The sequence below is a fragment of the Virgibacillus salinus genome (assembly GCF_900102415.1).
GTDB classification, from domain to species: domain Bacteria; phylum Bacillota; class Bacilli; order Bacillales; family Amphibacillaceae; genus Lentibacillus; species Lentibacillus subterraneus.
The window spans coordinates 198,499-216,624 of the sequence record NZ_FNKD01000005.1; the positions used below are offsets into that span (position 1 = coordinate 198,499).

Here is an 18,126-nt window from a genome sequence, read left to right on the forward strand (position 1 = left end):
CAGGATGTGGTGGTTTTAGTCGAACATCCTTTATTTCTTTCTTAGAAACGGGGAGGGAAGTCCACTAGGCGCTAGGCGCTGGCCGGTGAGAACGCCACGTCCTGTGGCATCACCGGCACTAGTACGTCCTGTACGTCGGAGCTGGACGTCGCTGATTCGGAAGTCCAATTATCCACAACACTTAAATTTATAATTTCCTATACATTAAAAAAGAGGCTTCTCAAAAGTTAGATTTAACTTAAGAAAAGCCTCTTATTATATTTACAATGTTAAGTCATACTTTCACTAACATCAAAACCCTTTTATATCAAGGGAATGGAAGTATAGTTCAACTCTCAGGTCATTTTCATTTTTTGGATTACATCATGCCCGGCATAAGATGATATGCTGTAACACCTTTAACATCATGTCTTAAAAGTGCGATATATCAACGTTTTCAATTTTTTGGTTTGTAACATCTTTAACGGGAAATTATGTTTTTAACTTCACTGCGTTAGCAAAATGTTAGCATTTTGTTAGCATTAATTTCTTAACAAGGACCACATTTCTAGATTGGACATAGAATGCTTCCTCATCTTTAGCAAAGAAGTAACTCAGCCAATAATTTAATGAACAAATTGATACAGTTCATATAATGATAACTTTGTGAAGGTTCCTACATTCCACCTGGCATGAGTAGTGATCGCAGACATATTGATGTAGTGGTGTTTACCTTATTTTATGTTTTTTGAGTCCCGAGTTAACAAAATCAAAACTAAACCCAAACTAGTTTATAAAAGTTTTAAAAAATCCGATCTTTTCTCTTTTTCGGTAAGTATATACAGATTTTCCTTAGCTCTTGTCATTGCAACATAAAAAAGCCGTCTTTGATCATCTAAATTATTTTCTATCTCCTCCCCAAAGATTTTGAAAAGTTCGGTATCTGGGTGGAACATAGGAATTATGCCCTGATTTATTTCTAAGAGTATTACTACATCTGATTCAAGACCTTTAGATGCGTGCATCGTTTTAATTGTTACTCTTTCTTTGCACTCTTTTTCAGACTTGATAATTTGTAGCTTAACCAGTACTTTGATAAGTTTATTAAAAAACTGTTCTAAGCCTTTAAATTTAAAATAATTATTTCTGTGTAAGATCAGTATTTTCTTTTTAGGATATTCCTTAATTATTTCTACACATTTTTTTAAATACCTCGCCTTTATTTGGTATTCATTTTCCTTAACTCCATTACCACTTATAAATTGTTCAATATAAATTTTATCCCTTAGAAAAAAATCATTTCCTTCCCGTAGTTCAATATAAACATCATCAACTTCCTTAATATCAACATTAAATCCAGTTCCTTTTCTAAAAGCTTTTGCTGGTGAACCATCGAATAAACTCTCATACATAAATTTATTAGATTTAGAAATTATTTCTTCAGAACTTCTATAATTTGTGGATATTTCCTTAACTATAGCGTTGGCAAAATAACTATTAAATTTGTGGAAATACTCCACATCTGATCCAGCGAACCTATTAATAGCTTGCCAGTCATCACCTACACAAAAGAAGTTCACATTAGGATTCTTGCTTCTAATTGAATTAATCAATCTGAAAAACAGCTCTGAAAAATCTTGATATTCATCAATTAGTATGTATTTTATCTTTAGAATATCTTCATTTATATTTCCGTTCTCTATTTTTTTTATAGCTTCCAATATTAGCTGGTTAAAATCAATTCTATACTGTTCATAATGTTTCAAACTAGATATTTTATTAGCTTGATTTAATTGACATTCATATAATTGCAGTACCTCTTGGCCTAACTTTAAGAATTCATAGATTCTTTCGTCATCATGATACTTTTCAATTTGATCATTAAATAGTAACCCGGAATCAAAAAATCTTTGTTGATATCTATTAATAAAAGATTCAATCATAAACACAAATTTACTAATGACCTTTTCCCATACCTCCTGAATTAGTTCATTTTGATTTCTTTTAATTACTGTAATGTTTTCCGCTTTTAGTAGTTCAATTAAATGAAGCTCAAAGGTCTCTCGGTTGTAGTCTAAATCACTTACAGATGTTTCAATCAATTTATTTACATCTCGAATAGATTTTATAGCCCAATGCTTTGAATTTAGAGACTTCCGCCAAACGCCCCAGAAATCTCTTTTCACCTGCATTTTACTTCGATAATCTTGCCAAGAGGTTTCAAATATTTGGCCAAATTCTTTTTTGCTAATTTCATTAGTTTCTTTTTCATCTATTCCCCAGTGTTCCCAGACCACTTTTTCTTTTATCAGATAGAAATCTGGTTTTATTTCAGAAGTCATATTTTTAAGAATTGCTTTGCATGTTTGTTTGTCTTTTTCACTTTCTTTTATTTCAGAAGGATTAATATACCCTGGATAAAAACTATATTCATAACGATAATCAATCCCATGTTCGAATAGAAAATCTGCAATCCATTTTTCGCCAAGTGATTTTACAATTTCTCCATTTAATGTAAAATACTTCTTGTTTCTAATAAACGTATAATATGCCTCAGGATCTTTGAATTGAGTTCTTTCAACCTTCATGCTCTCATTTCTAAAGAGTTTGTACACTCTTGCAGCAAAATTTGGATCAGATTGTTTCAAATGATCAATAATCAATTTTATAAATATTCGTTTATTCTCTGCTAATACTTTCCCCTCAGGCTTTGCCCATTTTAAGGCTACCTTGTGAAAAGTATGTGCAACATCCACTTCACTATATTTCTGTGAATTATTGCGTAACCTGATTTGGTTCTGTATTCTTTGCGAAATCTCTACAGGAACATTTTTATTGAAAGCAAAAACATATACTGAATCTCTAGGGAGTTGTTCTTTTTCTAAAAGATATAATATTTTGGCTACAATAGTTCTAGTTTTCCCCGAGCCAGCTCTAGCTGACACTAAAGTATTTTGGTTACTTGATGCTACTGCTGCACTTTGCTGTTCATCTAATTTGAATGGTTTACCATCTTCAATATAACTTTCGAAGAAGTAATCCTTTAAATAATCTACTTTATACTTTTTATAAATTTCCTTTTGTAGTGTTGTGAACACATTATTCTGATTAGCTAACTCGTCTGCCTTTTTGAAATTGTACTGCCTTAAATGATTAATAATCTCATCCAATAGGCATTTTGCCAACTCACATTTTTGTTTCTCTTTAACGTATTTTTCTTTATTTATAATATATTGAAATTTATTATATAAGTCTTCTGCTGCTATTAAATTAAATTGCTCAAATTTATCGATGATTTGATTCCAAACTGAACTTTCAATTTGTTTGCTATAATTTAATTTCTCCTTTAAATATTCAGATTTAGGTATAATGTCTTTATGTTTGTTATATTCATTTTCAGCCATTTCAAATTCATTTTTTCCCAAGTAATCTCTAATTCTTTGCCAGGCATTACTTTTAATTTTTACTTGTGATTCTATTTTAACCTTATGATATTCTTTCTCTGTTACTATTTTTCGAAATTTAAGGTATTCTTGTTCAGCAGCTTCAGTCTGAAAATCATCAAGAAGAACTTTAATTTTATTTAGTATTGGAATTTTAATATTCTTGCCATATTGTCGTAGTAATTCATTATATTCTTTATTTGTTATTAAGTCTTGAAAATCACTATGAATTTGTTCTGCGTTTTTTATATCTTGATTTTCTAAATTCTTTGCAATTCTTTTTAGGGTAGAATCTTTAACCCTTTTTTGAGCAGCTTGCTTTGCTTCTTCGTAATCATTATTTGTTATAATATTTTTAAACCTACTATATATTTGCTCCGCTTTCTGAATGTCCCGTCTTTCCACATTTCTCTTGATCTTTTTCAAGACAGAGTTTTTGAGTTGTTTTTGAGCTTCTTGCTTAGCCTCAGCATAATCGGCCTCTGTTATAATATCCCGAAATTTATAATATATTTTCTCTGCTGCTTTAACATCCTGTCCTTCCAGGTATGCTATTATGTCAAAAATAGCCCCTTTTTGTAATGTGCGTATATGTTCAGCATTCTTTTCTTTAGCGATTTCATATTTCTTTTCCGGGATAATATCTTTATGATTTCCCCATATAAGATCAGCCTTTGTAATTTTTCCTGATTTAAGGCAACTGTTAATTCGAGTCCATGCGGATTCTTCTCGGTATGAGTTTTTTAAATCCACGTATTCTTCTTTCTGAAGAAAATCAACATATTTATAATATTCTTGGTCAGCACTTCTATAATCATACCTTTCCAAATACTCAATAATCTTGTTCCAAAGGACATCTTCACTTTGAATATCATTAAATCTAAAACAATACTCAGCTATATTCTGCCTACTAATAATATTCGTCGAAAATAATTTAATTAAAAGCTCATTCTCCCTGTCTGATAAAAGTGAGTCTCTCCCACTTTGAATATTACTAATTATATTTATATAGTCTTTTTTTAGGCTCATTTCTTCATGCCACAATTCAAAATATTGATAAGTCCGTCTTGGCAAGTATGATAAGAATTTATCGCTTTGCCCTTTTTTAATTTCATTTAATTCTTTATCTATGCGTACCTCTTCTTGTTTTCTTTTAAAGAAAAAATCAAATAGACCCATATTTCACCTCAGATTCTTAACCTTTTTGAATTGAATGATATTATTGGTTGATGCTCTTCAATAATATTTCTGCTCGAGATTATCGAACTGCCCAAAATTAGTCTTCCAACAGTCCTTAGAGGCTTCAACAGGAAATATGTGTTCAATTGTGTCAGCATTTTTTTCGAAGGAAGACCAGCTAAGTTTCGCAGAAACTCCTCTCCCTGCTTTACTTTGAACGTGTTGCTCATATTCATAAAGGAAATATTTTAAAGTAGACCATCCATAATATCCATTACCGTCAAACTTAAACTTCTCTTCTATATGTTTTTTGAATGCAGATATATCAATGTATGACTCCATCCATTATTCAATATCCTCAATAACAGATTTTATAGTTACATTTTGATAATATAAGTCTGTAGAAATGACTATCCCCTGTATTTGACCTACGCTGAGACACTCTAAATATCACGAAAACATATCTCTCCATACTTTTGAATAACCTTGTGATTTCTTTATTATCATTACATTTAAGTAATGCAGACATTGCCATAGGAGCAAAAGCACCAAAATGAAGCCTATTTAATTTTCTTAGCCAAAATTTATGACTACTATCACCCACTGTTAAATGGTCGGGATTATTAAGAAAAAACCATATTTTTATGCTACTTTGGATACTCGTTACATGAGTCTGAATATCCTTTGCAGTTATTTTATTATTAACAACACGTTTAGCAATAAAATGTTCGTTTAGTAAAAAATCCGCATATGCATTTGACTTCTCCCTTGAATATTCAAAGTACATTATCCAATGATTCTTTAAAAAAGTGTCATCATCAAGAGGGTTGTGTTTGTTCTTTCCTAAATATTCATAAACTGTCTTCCAACATTCATTTATATTGCTTCGTAAGTTTGTTGAGCTTTCCTGATCTTCTGCATTATTTAATATTGTAGTAAGATAGATCAACCGATTTTTTAATAATTCAAGATTAGATAATTTTTTCCCACGATTATTCATGGTTTCAAATGTTATAAAGATATCAATTTCGTTATCAATCTCAAAAACATTAAATTTTAATTGAAGGGTTACCTTTTAAAAAAATCTTCAATTTCATCAAAAGACAAACTTGTTAATTTCCTTTTAAAGAAGTTTTTTGCATCAATTAAATTCTTTGTATATAGCGTTTCAATACTTTGATCAGAATTTGATTCCTCATTGAAAATCTTCATTTTTAGGTACTCATAGCTTGGGTTATCCTTTTCGCAGCCAAATAAATAAGCCTTTAAAACTCCTCCAGACGTATAATTGCATATGTACTTTTTCTTTATTTCTTCTTTTTCATAGTGATTTAAGGACTGATTATCAGTTAATTGTTCTAATATGGACTGAATAAGAATAATGGTGGGTAGTGGTTAGCCTTTGCTGTCCATCAACCACATAGAAGGCTTTATGTCCTCTTTCTATTATCCAGGATTCCTCTTCCTATTTACTTAGTCTTTCCTGATTTACTTCTTCTAAGGTTAATACCCCTGTATAATGTGGTTTATTAAATTGTAAATTTCTTAGGTCTTCCCAAAAATCATTTAGTTGTGCCTTCTCCCATGCATACCCTCTTTGATAATCAGGAATTCTATACAATCTATTTTCAAAGATATCATTTATTGATTTCAAATAATTTTGGCCCATCATAACTCCCCCTTACCATAAATCTCAAAATAGTTTTCCCTCTAAGTAAGTCAGTAACTGGTTTTTTGTGTTTACGATCTTATAACCTATTAGGATTCACAACACTAACAAAATTACCAATCCATATTAGCTCTCATTTCCGCCTCATATTCTGCCTTCATTTCTGCTTCATACTCAGCTTTCATTTCCGCCTCAATCTCTCTAAGATATTGTTCCTGTTCGTATTTCCATTCTTTAATCGACCCTAATTTCCCATCAGCTCCTCCGAAAAAATTATCTAATTCAGTCATACGGTCTTTGAGATTTACAATATCTAATCTTTCTTCACCCTTTAATAAAGGGTTATTGTTTTTGTCGATGGGATATCTAAATTTAAAAGAGTTTTTATCATAACTATGGTATTGCATGATATAGCTCTCCACCGATAACACAAGTTTTTTTTCTTCTTGGGTATCACTTGCATCTATTAAAACTGGCTTTAATTTGTTCCACATCGAGGATAAATTATGACTTGCTTGTTTTATTGTCTGTATCTTGTCTGACATTTGTTCATCTGAGTATTCAAGGTACAAGGACTTCAGTGATAATTCAATAAACTGCCTATACAAAAATAAAATAGGGAAAATAAAGGTATCTAAAATTGATATTCTTTTAGATCCCAAAGCATATTCAACAAGTTTATCCGCCGAATCCTTATATCCCTTTATATCCATAAAATTGTGAACTAATATTCCCCCAACCAAAATGAGAAAACTCTAAGTAATTACTTGCAGATTCAAAGAGCTTCTTACCCTTCTTTGGGTACTGAATGTCCATTAATATTCCTCCATTCGATTTTTTTCATTTTATTGAAAAGACGAGCAATCCCCTATTAACTTCTCTGCCCATTCAACCACTTCTGGCTTGCCACCTATGTACACTTCCTGATCGCCTCTGCCTAAAGTTTGCATTTCTATCCTACCATTGGGCAATACGTTCCAAGTGTTAATGTTATGTGTGAAATTATCTTGTTCATTTTGAAAACAAGAGGGAAGTTCCCAATAAGATTTATTTTTCTCTCCAGTCTTAGTTAGTACAAGTCTTTTATTAAAATCAAAACATCCCCATCCTGGTTTATCAACATTTTTTGTAAACGTTGGCGTTGCAAAGTAAACGGTATTGCGTTGATTTCCATAAGTATTCCTATCCTTAATATGTGGATGGTATTTCGCCCAAGTGGGAACTGAGTCACCTGTTCTTATGTCTATTGCCTGATCAACTTCTAAATATCCAAAAACGGCATGGATTTCAGGAGCGTTAGGAACATACTTCCATATGCCATTTATTTTACTAACCTCTTTAAACCATCCGAAAAAGAGAAATATATCCCCTTTACCCACATCTCGATTATACAAAGTTCCCTGAGAATTCCCACCTTGCCCAAACAATCCACGCCATTCATTGGATCGATTTCCCATAATCGACTTTAGTAGGTCGGGATCTAAATGGGTTTCAGAATATAACCTTATTCCTAAATCCATCATGATCTTTAAATAACTTTCCTGTGGTGAAATTGCAAGATCTTTATAGAAAAAACCTGAATCCGCTCTGGGGATTGGCAACGACATCAATTTACCATCAATAACGGGACTCGGCTTTCCACCAGTAGTTCCGTCAAAACCCTTTCTACTGAGGATTACTTTTCTAACCATCTCGTTTCCTCCAACCCTTTTAGTTATTTATTATAAAATAACTTCATCTCGTAATCCTATATTCCACTTCATACTTTCAACCATTTAAATGATATACTACAAGGTCTACAATGATTAATACTTTTCATATTACCAATGTTTTATTTGTTTAAGTGTCAGAATAAATAGTATCATAGAAGTAATAACAAATTCTGGGGTGATTGAGTTTTCAAAAAACTTAAAGGGGACAACTTTCTGTTTAGGGAGTGGGAAAGCTATAATTACTATAAATCTTTAAACACTATAATGAGTGATCTATATAATGAATTTTACCATAAATGTATAAAAAATGACCGCACTTTATAAAAAGGAAACAACCATTTATTAAAATAAGGCATAAAACAAAAGTCTAAATTTTATCTATTACTTTTCTACCTGACTACCAGCAATCTACTTTAAACTTTTATTTGCTGATTAGGTCTTCCCACAACACTTTTTTTACTTCTTACCACTTCCACACGGAAATGGATCATTTCTACCAATTTTCTTTACACCATTTTGTCTCTTATACGATAATATGCGTTGTTGTGCATATCTTTCGGTTAATTCACTAAACTTTATAGTTCTTTCAGATGGTATATCATCTTTAGTAAGATATTCAAAACCCACGTTATATAGTTCACTCTTAGAGTTGTAATCTAAATACACAGATAACCTAATAGCATCATTTGGTTTTAACATTGTTGCAAGTACATAATCTTTTGCATGTTCTCCACTAAATCTACTTATACCATCCTGATTACAAATGAAAGTAATTTTGGTTTCCCCAAACAGACTTAAAGGCATGACCCTTTTTACTTCTGCTTTGTGCTTTTTTTATTAATATTTTTAGGTTTACCTCCGATAAAATATAAGTAGGTATGATAATGGAAATCGATTTCAGTTCATTGGAAGAAACTATGGACCGCATGGGGATTAAGTTAATAATATTAGGCATACCTCTGATCAAGATGATTGTAATAGCAGCGTTTTTATACGGTGTAAATCAGATGTTTATGGTAATCTATTATTAACGGGTAATTTTTACTTTTTGCAGGTATTTTCCTTTTTTTGTAGAACCTAAAGTTATGATAGATAAGAATGGAGGTAAATGATGGTTGTAAGATTTTGTGATAGTAATGGTAATGACATTCATGAAATAGAGACTCAGGATATTATAGGTATTATTTCTGCTTGCAAAGGTGAGGCGGTTGTATTCCCCAAAGGTCACTATACATACAGTAATCATATTCTTAGTTTTTATTCAAAAAATGACGACAAAATGAGTGAAGAGTTAATTGTTTACTTAAATAAATCATAAATGTAAGCACCCACAGCGGTGCTTTTTCTTTTGCAGGTTTTTGCCTCCTTTTGTCGAATTAGTTGATGAGAGGGGGGTGAAATTATTATGAATTATTCAGTAAAACTATATTTGACAAATGGTAAAGAAATTGGGTTTAAGCTCGAAACAGAATTGGAAACAATTAGAAAAGTTAAACAACACATTCTTAATCAAGCAGAAGGTGAGTGGTATAAATATCCTTATGGGGCTGGTGAGGGATATTTCAGGAAAGACCACGTTATTAACATCATTATCTCCGAAACTAAAAGTCCGAGAGTACGAGGTGTATAAAAAATATCTAAGCATCCTAACGGGTGCTTTTTCTTTTGAGCAAAACCGCTACACTAGTAACGGCTTCATGTTATTATCTCTAAGTTAATTAGCTTTTATTGAACATATTTGTTAATACTGCTGCTATTTTTTTACCCATTTGTAATCCGCTCCATATTTATTCTTAATTTTAAAAGTGGGAATTCTAACTATCCATAAGGCGGGTTACATACTTAGCGATAAACTTAATTATAATATTATTTGAATCAAGTTACATAGTAAAATCAATAGTAATTAAAAATAAAACTACCTTTGTTAATTTTTACACTTTAGTAATTATCAAAAGAACCCAATGATGGAAAAATAACCAATCATTGGGCTTTAATTTATTTATTAGATTACCGTGATATCAATTTTTAAAAAATGATTAAGAACATAATTTTGAATCTAGTTTCTAACTTAATTTATCAGTAATATATCAGTAAGGAACCAAAATATTAACAGTTATTCAACAATATACTATGGTCTTTACCTACGGTTAGTGAACTAATACCATAACCTTAACTATTAAAAATCGATTGATAGTTAGAAATAATTTAATTAATCTACAGCATTCTTTTGCTTATCTATTATTTGCTTTTTCATCAGATCTTGCTTAATCTTTCCTTTGACACGTTTATCCTTTACATTCTGTTTTTTAACTAATATCTCTGATATTAATGTTACTAATTGTTCTTGTTCATGAGGAGAGATGGTGTAAAAAGCTTGATAATAAAACAACTTTGCTGTTACTATTTCTTTGATCAACAAGGAATTTGTCTGAGATACTAAGTTATCAAATTTAGATATAAAACCATCTAATCTAAGGTCTCCGTAAAGACAGACTAACATTAGTTTTTCAAAATCGGTATCTACTGAATCTATAGACTGTTCAATACTTAATTTAAGTTTAGGTGTTCCCAGGTTTTTAGCAATCATTGATTGAAGTGCTAAAGGTACACCAATGGTTAACAAATTTATTAATTCATTTTTTTCTGTTATACCGAGTAACTCATCATTGTCTTCATCAACCATTTTGTATAGTGTTTTGTATATAAATCCAGTTAATTTACAATACTTTTCTATGGATATTTTTAATGCATCCATTTTTAAATCCAAACTAACCAATTCACAATTTTTCAGCACATTAGAATACAACTCTAAGTTACCAATAAATTCTTCACTAATATTTTTTTTCTTCTTAACATAAGTCTTTTCATCATCTTCAGATTTACCATCTAAAATTAAATCCTTCTCTTCTTCCGATAATTTAACTTCATTAACCTTTTCAGTTACATTTTCATTTTTACTAATCTCACTTAATAACTCTTTTACTGGTAAGGATGCTAACTGTTCTAAATCTACAACTTTATCAATTTCTGTAAATGAATCTAATAATCGTTCTTCTACTAATTTTAATACTTCATAACTTTTCTTTTTCTGATTTAGACCTGTATAATAAATTACTTCATTTGAAAATGTCAGATAATTACTTTTATCCATTATATAATCATATAAATCTCTATCTTCATCCATCTCTAAGGCTATAAAATATTCAAAAAAACAAGTGAATCTAAAATAAACATTATTATTTACCCTTAACAAGATACCTTTTTCAAACAGTGATTTTTTAAGAGTTGAATCTACTTCTAACCCTATTTCATTAAAGTAACTAACAAACAGTTCTTCAAATAAACTTAAATCTATAAAATAGTTATCACCTTTAATCATCTGTTTTGCTAAGTGAGTCAAGAAATCAACTTTTATTTTAAATCCTATAGTTTCGTATTTCGCTTCATCAGGGTTTAATTTTTCTAATAAAGTTTCAATAAAATTATCTATAACTGATGCCTCGTTAACAGGTGTGAAATCGGCTTCTTTCTCAAGAATCCATAGCATTAGTGATACAAACATTGGGGTTCTAGGCACACCAATTTTAGATATACTTTTCATTACATTTTCTAGTATAACATCATCATTTATAGTCTTGAAAGAGAACCAATTCTTCACAAGTTTCCTTATTTGACCTCTTCTTAATGAATTAATGTAATAAGTAGAATATATAAACCCAAGATCAGGCATATCTTTAATCTTCATTGTTTGCAGAATGTCTTCTTTCATTGTGAAAATAAAACGGTTTTTACTATATATTTCAGAGAATTCCTTCAGTCTACTAATGTTTTTATGATTGTTAAGGTTAAAGTTATCAAATAATAAGATACAATTTCCTTCTTTTAGATTACTATTTATATCAAATTCGTTTATATCATAGTTCATTAAATAGTTAGATATTGCCTTTTGAAACACATTTTTACCTTTGGGTATATCATTAAAATCTATTATGATAGGAATCTTCAAATTATCATGCTTTTTCAAATAATAATTACAGGCATAACTTAAAAGGGTAGTCTTACCCATTTCTTTTTTTCCTATAAAAAACACATTGTCATCTGAGTCCAAAAGTTCATGTAAATCCATGTCTTCATTATCCATTATTTCCTGATTTGCTGTACTGCTATTTTCTGGTTTAGTAGTAAGTATTGGTGGAACAAAAATATCGTTTATGTCTTTTGGTGCGAATGAATCAGAAGATGAAAGTAGTTTATTATTTATATCGAGATAAGCCTTTGTTTTTAACTCTTTCTTATATAGAACGTTTTCTTTTATTAGATCGTTATTTTTTTCATTATCCAAATCTAATTTAAATGATAATTTCCCTTCATCTGCTATCCTTTCAGCTTTACCAAATACCCTTCTAGCACCTTCAAAGTATTCTCTGAACCTTATTTCTAGGTCATTAGATGCAAAGTCGAACTTAAGTATAGAGTATCCGTTATATGTTCTGCCTTGAAACAGGGAAGGACTTTGAATAAAGATTGTATTATGGTTATCAAATGCAACTTCCTTATAGTTCTGATTATGAATATGACCAGTTAGAACCATGTTAAATCCAGTTATTAACCTATTATAAACTGCTTCTCTATCATACTCTTTTAACCAACTAAGTGGATGATGAATAAGTGCAATTTTAAATTCGCAACTTGACAAGTTGTCAATTGCGTTATCCACTTGTCTTTCTCCCAAAAGCAACTTTGAATAATCATCGTCACCACCAAAGGACCCCCAAGAAGAGTTTAGACACGCGATACCTACTTTATAATTATCTATTTCTAAAATAAAGGTTGAAAATAGAGGGTTTTTTGAATTCAAATAAAAGTTCTCTTTATGTAAAGAATCAATAAAAGCATGATACTTATCTAAACGTACTAATAACTGTTTATAGTTATCAATCTTATCGATAAATGAATTTAATTTATCTCGATCTCTGAATTTATCCGTTAAATTTCCATCAACGAATTCACTTATTGAATCTCTATCTACATCATGGTTACCAGGAATAATAAAAAATTCATTTGTAGTGAGGCCTGTACATTCCAGTAAAGGACATATAAATCTTTCGTAAGCAATGTCAAAGTTCTCCTTGCTATTCCCCCGATTAACTAAATCTCCATTAAATATAATGTAATCAACTTTAGAACATTGCTTCTTTATGTCCTCCATTAAAGCATCGAGAACAACCTTAATATCTTTTTCATTAGAAATATCATAATGCAAATCTGATAAGTGCAGTATAACTTTTTCCATTATTCACTCTCCAATCTCACAAAAATGTATTAAATCCTTCCTGACAGAAATACTATAAATCAGGTGACTTAAAGGAGGATTTAAATGAAACCCAGTAAAAAAATTAAACAGCTTGACACTATTAAAGATAAGAAAAAAATCAAACGCATTCTAAAAGAAATATCATCTAAGCTAGGTGAAGGAAAAAAACTCTGATATTTGCACTTTTATATAGTCTTCTATGATTTTACCATACAAGGTAAAAGTATATAGGATTTTTATAGTTCATTTGTAATGTTTTGTATAATGAGTATCTAAATTTAGAAAAAATCATCTAAACCTCTTGTTTGTAACTGTTACCCCTTGATAGATTCCCCTTTGTTTCTTCTTCCCCTATAATATTTACATATACTTTTGACCGTTTAAAATAATTTTTTTATCGTGATGGTTACCTCCTCTTACCTCCCTAGACCTTTATTTAAATTCCATTAGGCAAAATTATGATCGATAATGGTTGGCTAGCCCCCCTAACCGTCGTGGGCCGTGATAAACTAGCGAATTAATCAAGTAAAATATACCGAAAGGAAACTCTCCAGACAAAGGCTATCTAATATAGAAATAGCTTTCTTTAATGTAATCTGAATCCTCCTCCATAAATCGCTTTTAAAGTAAACTGCTGCGTTAGTTCGATACCTCCATACTTAAAAAATAACATAATATCCCAAAATTACTATTGAATTTTCCGATAAGAAAAGACAAATCAAATTATCGTCCTATTTAACTCTTGAACCCATTATATGATATTGTAGATACTGCTCTCTGTGTTTTTCTTAATCCGTATAATAAAAACCACTCTCATTGACTTGTGTATCGGCTGATAAGAGCTTACTCAGGCAAGGTAGAACAGTTTGGGACTACATTACGGCACCTAATTAACATTATCCATTTTTATTCTTGTATTTACACGTAATTTCTTTCCATCTTTTTTAGAGGATGATATATAATTTTTGTTTTCTAGTGCAGCAACCAATGCTTTGTCAGTTTTGTTATTTTTAAATTGTAAGCGTCTACCTTTCTCAGCAATTTCTGAATAAGGTTTATCTAGTCTAGTCAAATGTTCTGTGATGGATCCGATTTCAAGATAGTCTATTTGTCCAGTTAGTAACGCCACCCTTTTAAGTTGAGTTACCGTTGTTTCAAGTAAAAAGATTAGTAGATCACCCTTGATTTCTAGGTTATGTTTGCTAATGAAATTAATTAAATCAGTTAGAATTTCTATATGTTCATTTGTTAAAGAGTCTGGATCTAGTTGCTCAACAAAACTTTTCTTATAGTTATTAGGGATTTTATCAGAATCTAATAATTGTTTCACGTCACTGGCATCCAATAAATAGTTAGCTTGTTCAGAAATAAATGGTTCTATATTCTGTTCAACTAATAAGATATGAAGTGGATCAAAATTTGTTTTTAACGATTTAAAATTTGCAGGCGTTGAACAGAACACATTATTTTCAACCATTGTCCTCACTCTTTTCTCAGATAACCCTTCCATCGGATAAGAATTCCAACGAAGAATACTAAGAGACAATACTTCAAACGATTCGTCCGTGATATTTTCACATTTGATAATTTCATCTGAAATTAGTTCCAATATATCCCGGTCGATGTCATCCAACTCATCTAGTTGATTTTTTGCCAGTTCCCTTCTATTTGCAGGGTAGTTCAGAAAATCTACCAATAAGTTAGTAATTGTTTTATCATTATCGTTAAAATACGCGATAACATTTGGCCAGCTTGCAACTATCCTATTTTCACGTATCACGATAGACCATAACTCGTTAACTAAATCACTAATATCTGTAATAGCAACAGATTTGTTCATAACAATTGCTTCTTTAATCTCTTTATCTAGTCCTTCTCTATTTAATAGTTCCAGCAAACTTTCCTCTGGTTCTGCGTGAGTTTCCTCATCAAGTAAAATAACCTTAACAAATGTATCGATATTTTCATCTACGTAATCGATCACAGGCTGCTGACCAAATCTTTTTATGGATGCATACGTTATATTAAGCTCATCTTTTAGAATAACTGATAAGGTATCTTTGTTAATTTCGTACAGATTATGTTGAACAACAAAGTTAAACAACTCTGCTTCACGAAGATGTTCTAATTCATCAAATTTCACGTTAAGTTTTAAAAGTATTTCTTTCAATTTATCCTCATTTGCATTAACTTTTAAAATATTCGGATGTTTGGAGATAGCGAAGGACAGAACAGAATTTTTATCCATTTGGATAATAGTTTCAATTTCAGCGTAAGCAAAAATGCCTTCAAGGTAATCGTCTTTTTCTTGATCTGTATAACTAGACTTTAACGAGACAAAATTCCAAAAATCATTCCAATTTTTACATATAGAACGAATGAAGATAGCTTTCTTCGTTGCTTTCTCTTTAAAAATATGTATGAACTTAACGGAGGTAGCACTTCCGTTCGCCAGTTGTTCGATTATGCTATCGTAATAACTCTGGTATCCAGGATGTTCCATTATATAGTTTAGTAAATGATAATTAAGCACCTCAGCCTGTTTAAATTCGCTACCAACTAACTTCGTCATAATTTTTTCTACATTCTCTAATTTGTAGTCAAAAGGCAATGCTTCATGATTTTTAATACTAAATACAAATTGAATGTCAGAAAGGCTTAAATTTTCTGGATAGAAGTAAGTAATATAATGGTTATACATCTCATCAACATATCCGTTGCGTAGCAAGTAAATAAGTAACTTTTTCTCATAAATCGCATCCGAAAATACCAATTTCGGATCACTTTTGGCAATTATTTCTTGTAAGGATTGTGAGCTTAATTCCTGTTTCCCCATCTTTAATTGCGCGAGTTCTTGTTTGACGTCCTCGATTCCATTTTCTTCTATAAGCTTAATAGCTGCTTCTCTTTCAAAGTAGTTTCTTTTTGCACCAAAAACAGTTGCAATGTCTTTAACTGTCCCCACGTTATTCCTGTGAGGCAAATAATACCTGATAGAATTAGCATTTTTCAATTTCTCGAAAAATGAACTATTTGTTACTGTATTGTACTGATATCTATTATTATCGATTTGAATATAGTAATTGTTTGCCTGCAATCTAGATATCCCTAAATCACTTAAGTAAACATGTTGTAATTCTTCTATAGAGGTTAATGCTTCAACTTCTATGTTCTTTAATTTTGTTTCTAATTCTTGTATCTTTGGATCAATTAATTTAACTTGTTCCTCAATAATCAGCTGTTTCTTTTGAAAGAACTCATAAACTAATCCCTTCTTATATTGCAGCCTAGAAAAATCTACAGGATAAATGTTTTTGTAAATAACCATAGCTAATAACTTGTTCGAATCAAGATCAACTTCCCCTAGTTTTTCTTGGTATACAACAAATTCATTAAAGATATTTTTCAAAATTCGCATGTCATCGATATAAATAGTTACATCATCAAGGAAGTGATTGTATATTTTGTCAGAATAAGGGGAACGCTTTATTTTCTTTGCTAACACATCTCCTGAATTGGACGCATTGATAATAGGGATTACTGGGATAATAAAGTCGAAAAATTTCGTTCGGTTTCTGCTTAACTGTCCGGAATTCTCTTCTCCAAAAATATCATCCTTAATTGCGTAAATGAAAACTACACGGCGACCCACTTGCTCTGAATTATTGATAAGATCATTCAATTCTCGTAAATTTTCAAAGATATCAATGTTATCGAATCGGTCTAAATCTTCAAAGATAACGACATCATATTTGGTTGCTTCAAAAAAATACAAGATCTCATCTAAATATTTATCAAAGATAGATTGGCTTTCCTCACCAACTTTCTTTTCCACCGTTGCATTGGCGATCGTTACCTTATTGAAATTCAAATTTGCTCGGGTGAATCGATAAATACTTTTAATCACCAGTAATGGATATCCAATGAAAAATAGTCCCAAAATTAAAGTTGGCAATATTTGTTGCCATGTACCATTGCCAAATGTTTTAGCTATCGATGTTTTATCATATATCCCTTGAAGTGTATCAGGTTTTAGCAGGTATATACCTGCTACTATGAATGCAATAAAGAAAAGAATATGCAGAATGACACTTCGGGTTCTAACGTGCTTAATTCGCTTAAACCTTGAAAAGGGAATGATTCGATCCTGTACTCGATATATCATTTGTTGTAATATACTTTTCTCTAACTTATTTTCCACTTCAGTTTCGTCTGCATGGAAGGTAGCTAGGGATATATTTAAGAAATGATATTCAGTGCCATGTTGTTCTTGAAAAGTATTTAGTAAGCTACTTTTTCCAGACCCATATGGACCAGTAAGAGCAATGTTCTTTACTTTTTTATTTCTCAGCCCCCAGCTTATTGCCTCAGAATATTTCCCGTCCTTATCAACATCGTTGCTAGGGGTAAGGTCTTCATAAAGGCTTTCTCTCTTAACCTCTGATTCATTAAGTTTAGTTAAGAGTTTTGTTAAAAAACACACTAACTTTTGTTTGAATTTGTCGAGCAAATTGTTTCACCTTCCACGTAATTATTTCTATTAAACTAATTGGATTTCATTTTGGCATTGATTAAAGAAAAAGGTGTCAAACAATTCACAAAATAATCAAGTGGGGGGCATTAAATATCACGTCCACCTTACTATATTGCTTATGCTTCAGCATGTGCAACGGCAAAGCAAAAAGTAATTATTCTAAATAAACAAACCCTTTACCATTAATTGTAACATACAAGGAAAAATTTATTGTCAATGAACCTTTGATTTTACTTTAACCTCTTGCTCATAAGTTTCATAGAGTTCCTCAAAACTGCTTTATTAAATGTTGAGAT

11 protein-coding genes are annotated in these 18,126 nt (G+C 30.9%); 3 read left to right on the forward strand and 8 right to left on the reverse strand.

All coding sequences use genetic code 11. The annotated features are described in order from the left end of the window. Nucleotides 1-770: 770 nt before the first annotated feature. The 6 genes from BLS02_RS18040 to BLS02_RS18070 all read right to left on the reverse strand — a co-directional run bounded on the left by BLS02_RS18040 (nucleotide 771) and on the right by BLS02_RS18070 (nucleotide 8,786). The gene (locus BLS02_RS18040; protein WP_092494421.1) at nucleotides 771-4,601 is read right to left on the reverse strand and encodes a UvrD-helicase domain-containing protein; all 3,831 of its coding nucleotides are present in this window, start codon (nucleotides 4,599-4,601) and stop codon (nucleotides 771-773) included. Nucleotides 4,602-4,959: 358 nt separating this feature from the next. After that, nucleotides 4,960-5,601, reverse strand: a complete 642-nt coding sequence (locus BLS02_RS18050; RefSeq protein WP_092494423.1) for a hypothetical protein — start codon at nucleotides 5,599-5,601, stop codon at nucleotides 4,960-4,962. 465 nt (nucleotides 5,602-6,066) lie between these two features. After that, nucleotides 6,067-6,273: a DUF262 domain-containing protein gene (locus BLS02_RS18055; RefSeq protein WP_092494424.1), complete on the reverse strand. Its 207-nt coding sequence runs from the start codon at nucleotides 6,271-6,273 to the stop codon at nucleotides 6,067-6,069. 110 nt (nucleotides 6,274-6,383) lie between these two features. Then, nucleotides 6,384-7,013 (reverse strand): hypothetical protein, encoded by a 630-nt coding sequence (locus BLS02_RS18060; protein WP_139180815.1) that lies wholly within the window; start codon nucleotides 7,011-7,013, stop codon nucleotides 6,384-6,386. 102 nt (nucleotides 7,014-7,115) lie between these two features. After that, complete coding sequence (locus BLS02_RS18065; RefSeq protein ID WP_092494426.1) at nucleotides 7,116-7,961, reverse strand: Nmad3 family putative nucleotide modification protein; 846 nt, start codon at nucleotides 7,959-7,961, stop codon at nucleotides 7,116-7,118. Between the two features lie 477 nt (nucleotides 7,962-8,438). Further along, nucleotides 8,439-8,786 (reverse strand): YecA family protein, encoded by a 348-nt coding sequence (locus BLS02_RS18070; RefSeq protein WP_092494427.1) that lies wholly within the window; start codon nucleotides 8,784-8,786, stop codon nucleotides 8,439-8,441. 80 nt (nucleotides 8,787-8,866) lie between these two features. Here BLS02_RS18070 and BLS02_RS19090 point away from each other — a divergent pair, with 80 nt between their 5' ends. The 3 genes from BLS02_RS19090 to BLS02_RS18080 all read left to right on the forward strand — a co-directional run bounded on the left by BLS02_RS19090 (nucleotide 8,867) and on the right by BLS02_RS18080 (nucleotide 9,612). Then, nucleotides 8,867-9,013, forward strand: coding sequence for a hypothetical protein (locus tag BLS02_RS19090; RefSeq protein WP_175559531.1), 147 nt, complete (start codon nucleotides 8,867-8,869; stop codon nucleotides 9,011-9,013). Nucleotides 9,014-9,090: 77 nt separating this feature from the next. Further along, a complete protein-coding gene (locus BLS02_RS18075) occupies nucleotides 9,091-9,300 on the forward strand; it encodes a thymidylate synthase (protein ID WP_139180816.1) in 210 nt (69 codons plus the stop codon). 87 nt (nucleotides 9,301-9,387) lie between these two features. Beyond that, nucleotides 9,388-9,612: a hypothetical protein gene (locus BLS02_RS18080; protein ID WP_092494429.1), complete on the forward strand. Its 225-nt coding sequence runs from the start codon at nucleotides 9,388-9,390 to the stop codon at nucleotides 9,610-9,612. 579 nt (nucleotides 9,613-10,191) lie between these two features. On the opposite strand, the gene BLS02_RS18085 is transcribed toward BLS02_RS18080, so the two are convergent. Next, nucleotides 10,192-13,275: a metallophosphoesterase gene (locus BLS02_RS18085; RefSeq protein WP_092494430.1), complete on the reverse strand. Its 3,084-nt coding sequence runs from the start codon at nucleotides 13,273-13,275 to the stop codon at nucleotides 10,192-10,194. Between the two features lie 907 nt (nucleotides 13,276-14,182). Next, the gene (locus BLS02_RS18090) at nucleotides 14,183-17,806 is read right to left on the reverse strand and encodes a YobI family P-loop NTPase (protein WP_092494431.1); all 3,624 of its coding nucleotides are present in this window, start codon (nucleotides 17,804-17,806) and stop codon (nucleotides 14,183-14,185) included. Nucleotides 17,807-18,126: the final 320 nt, after the last annotated feature.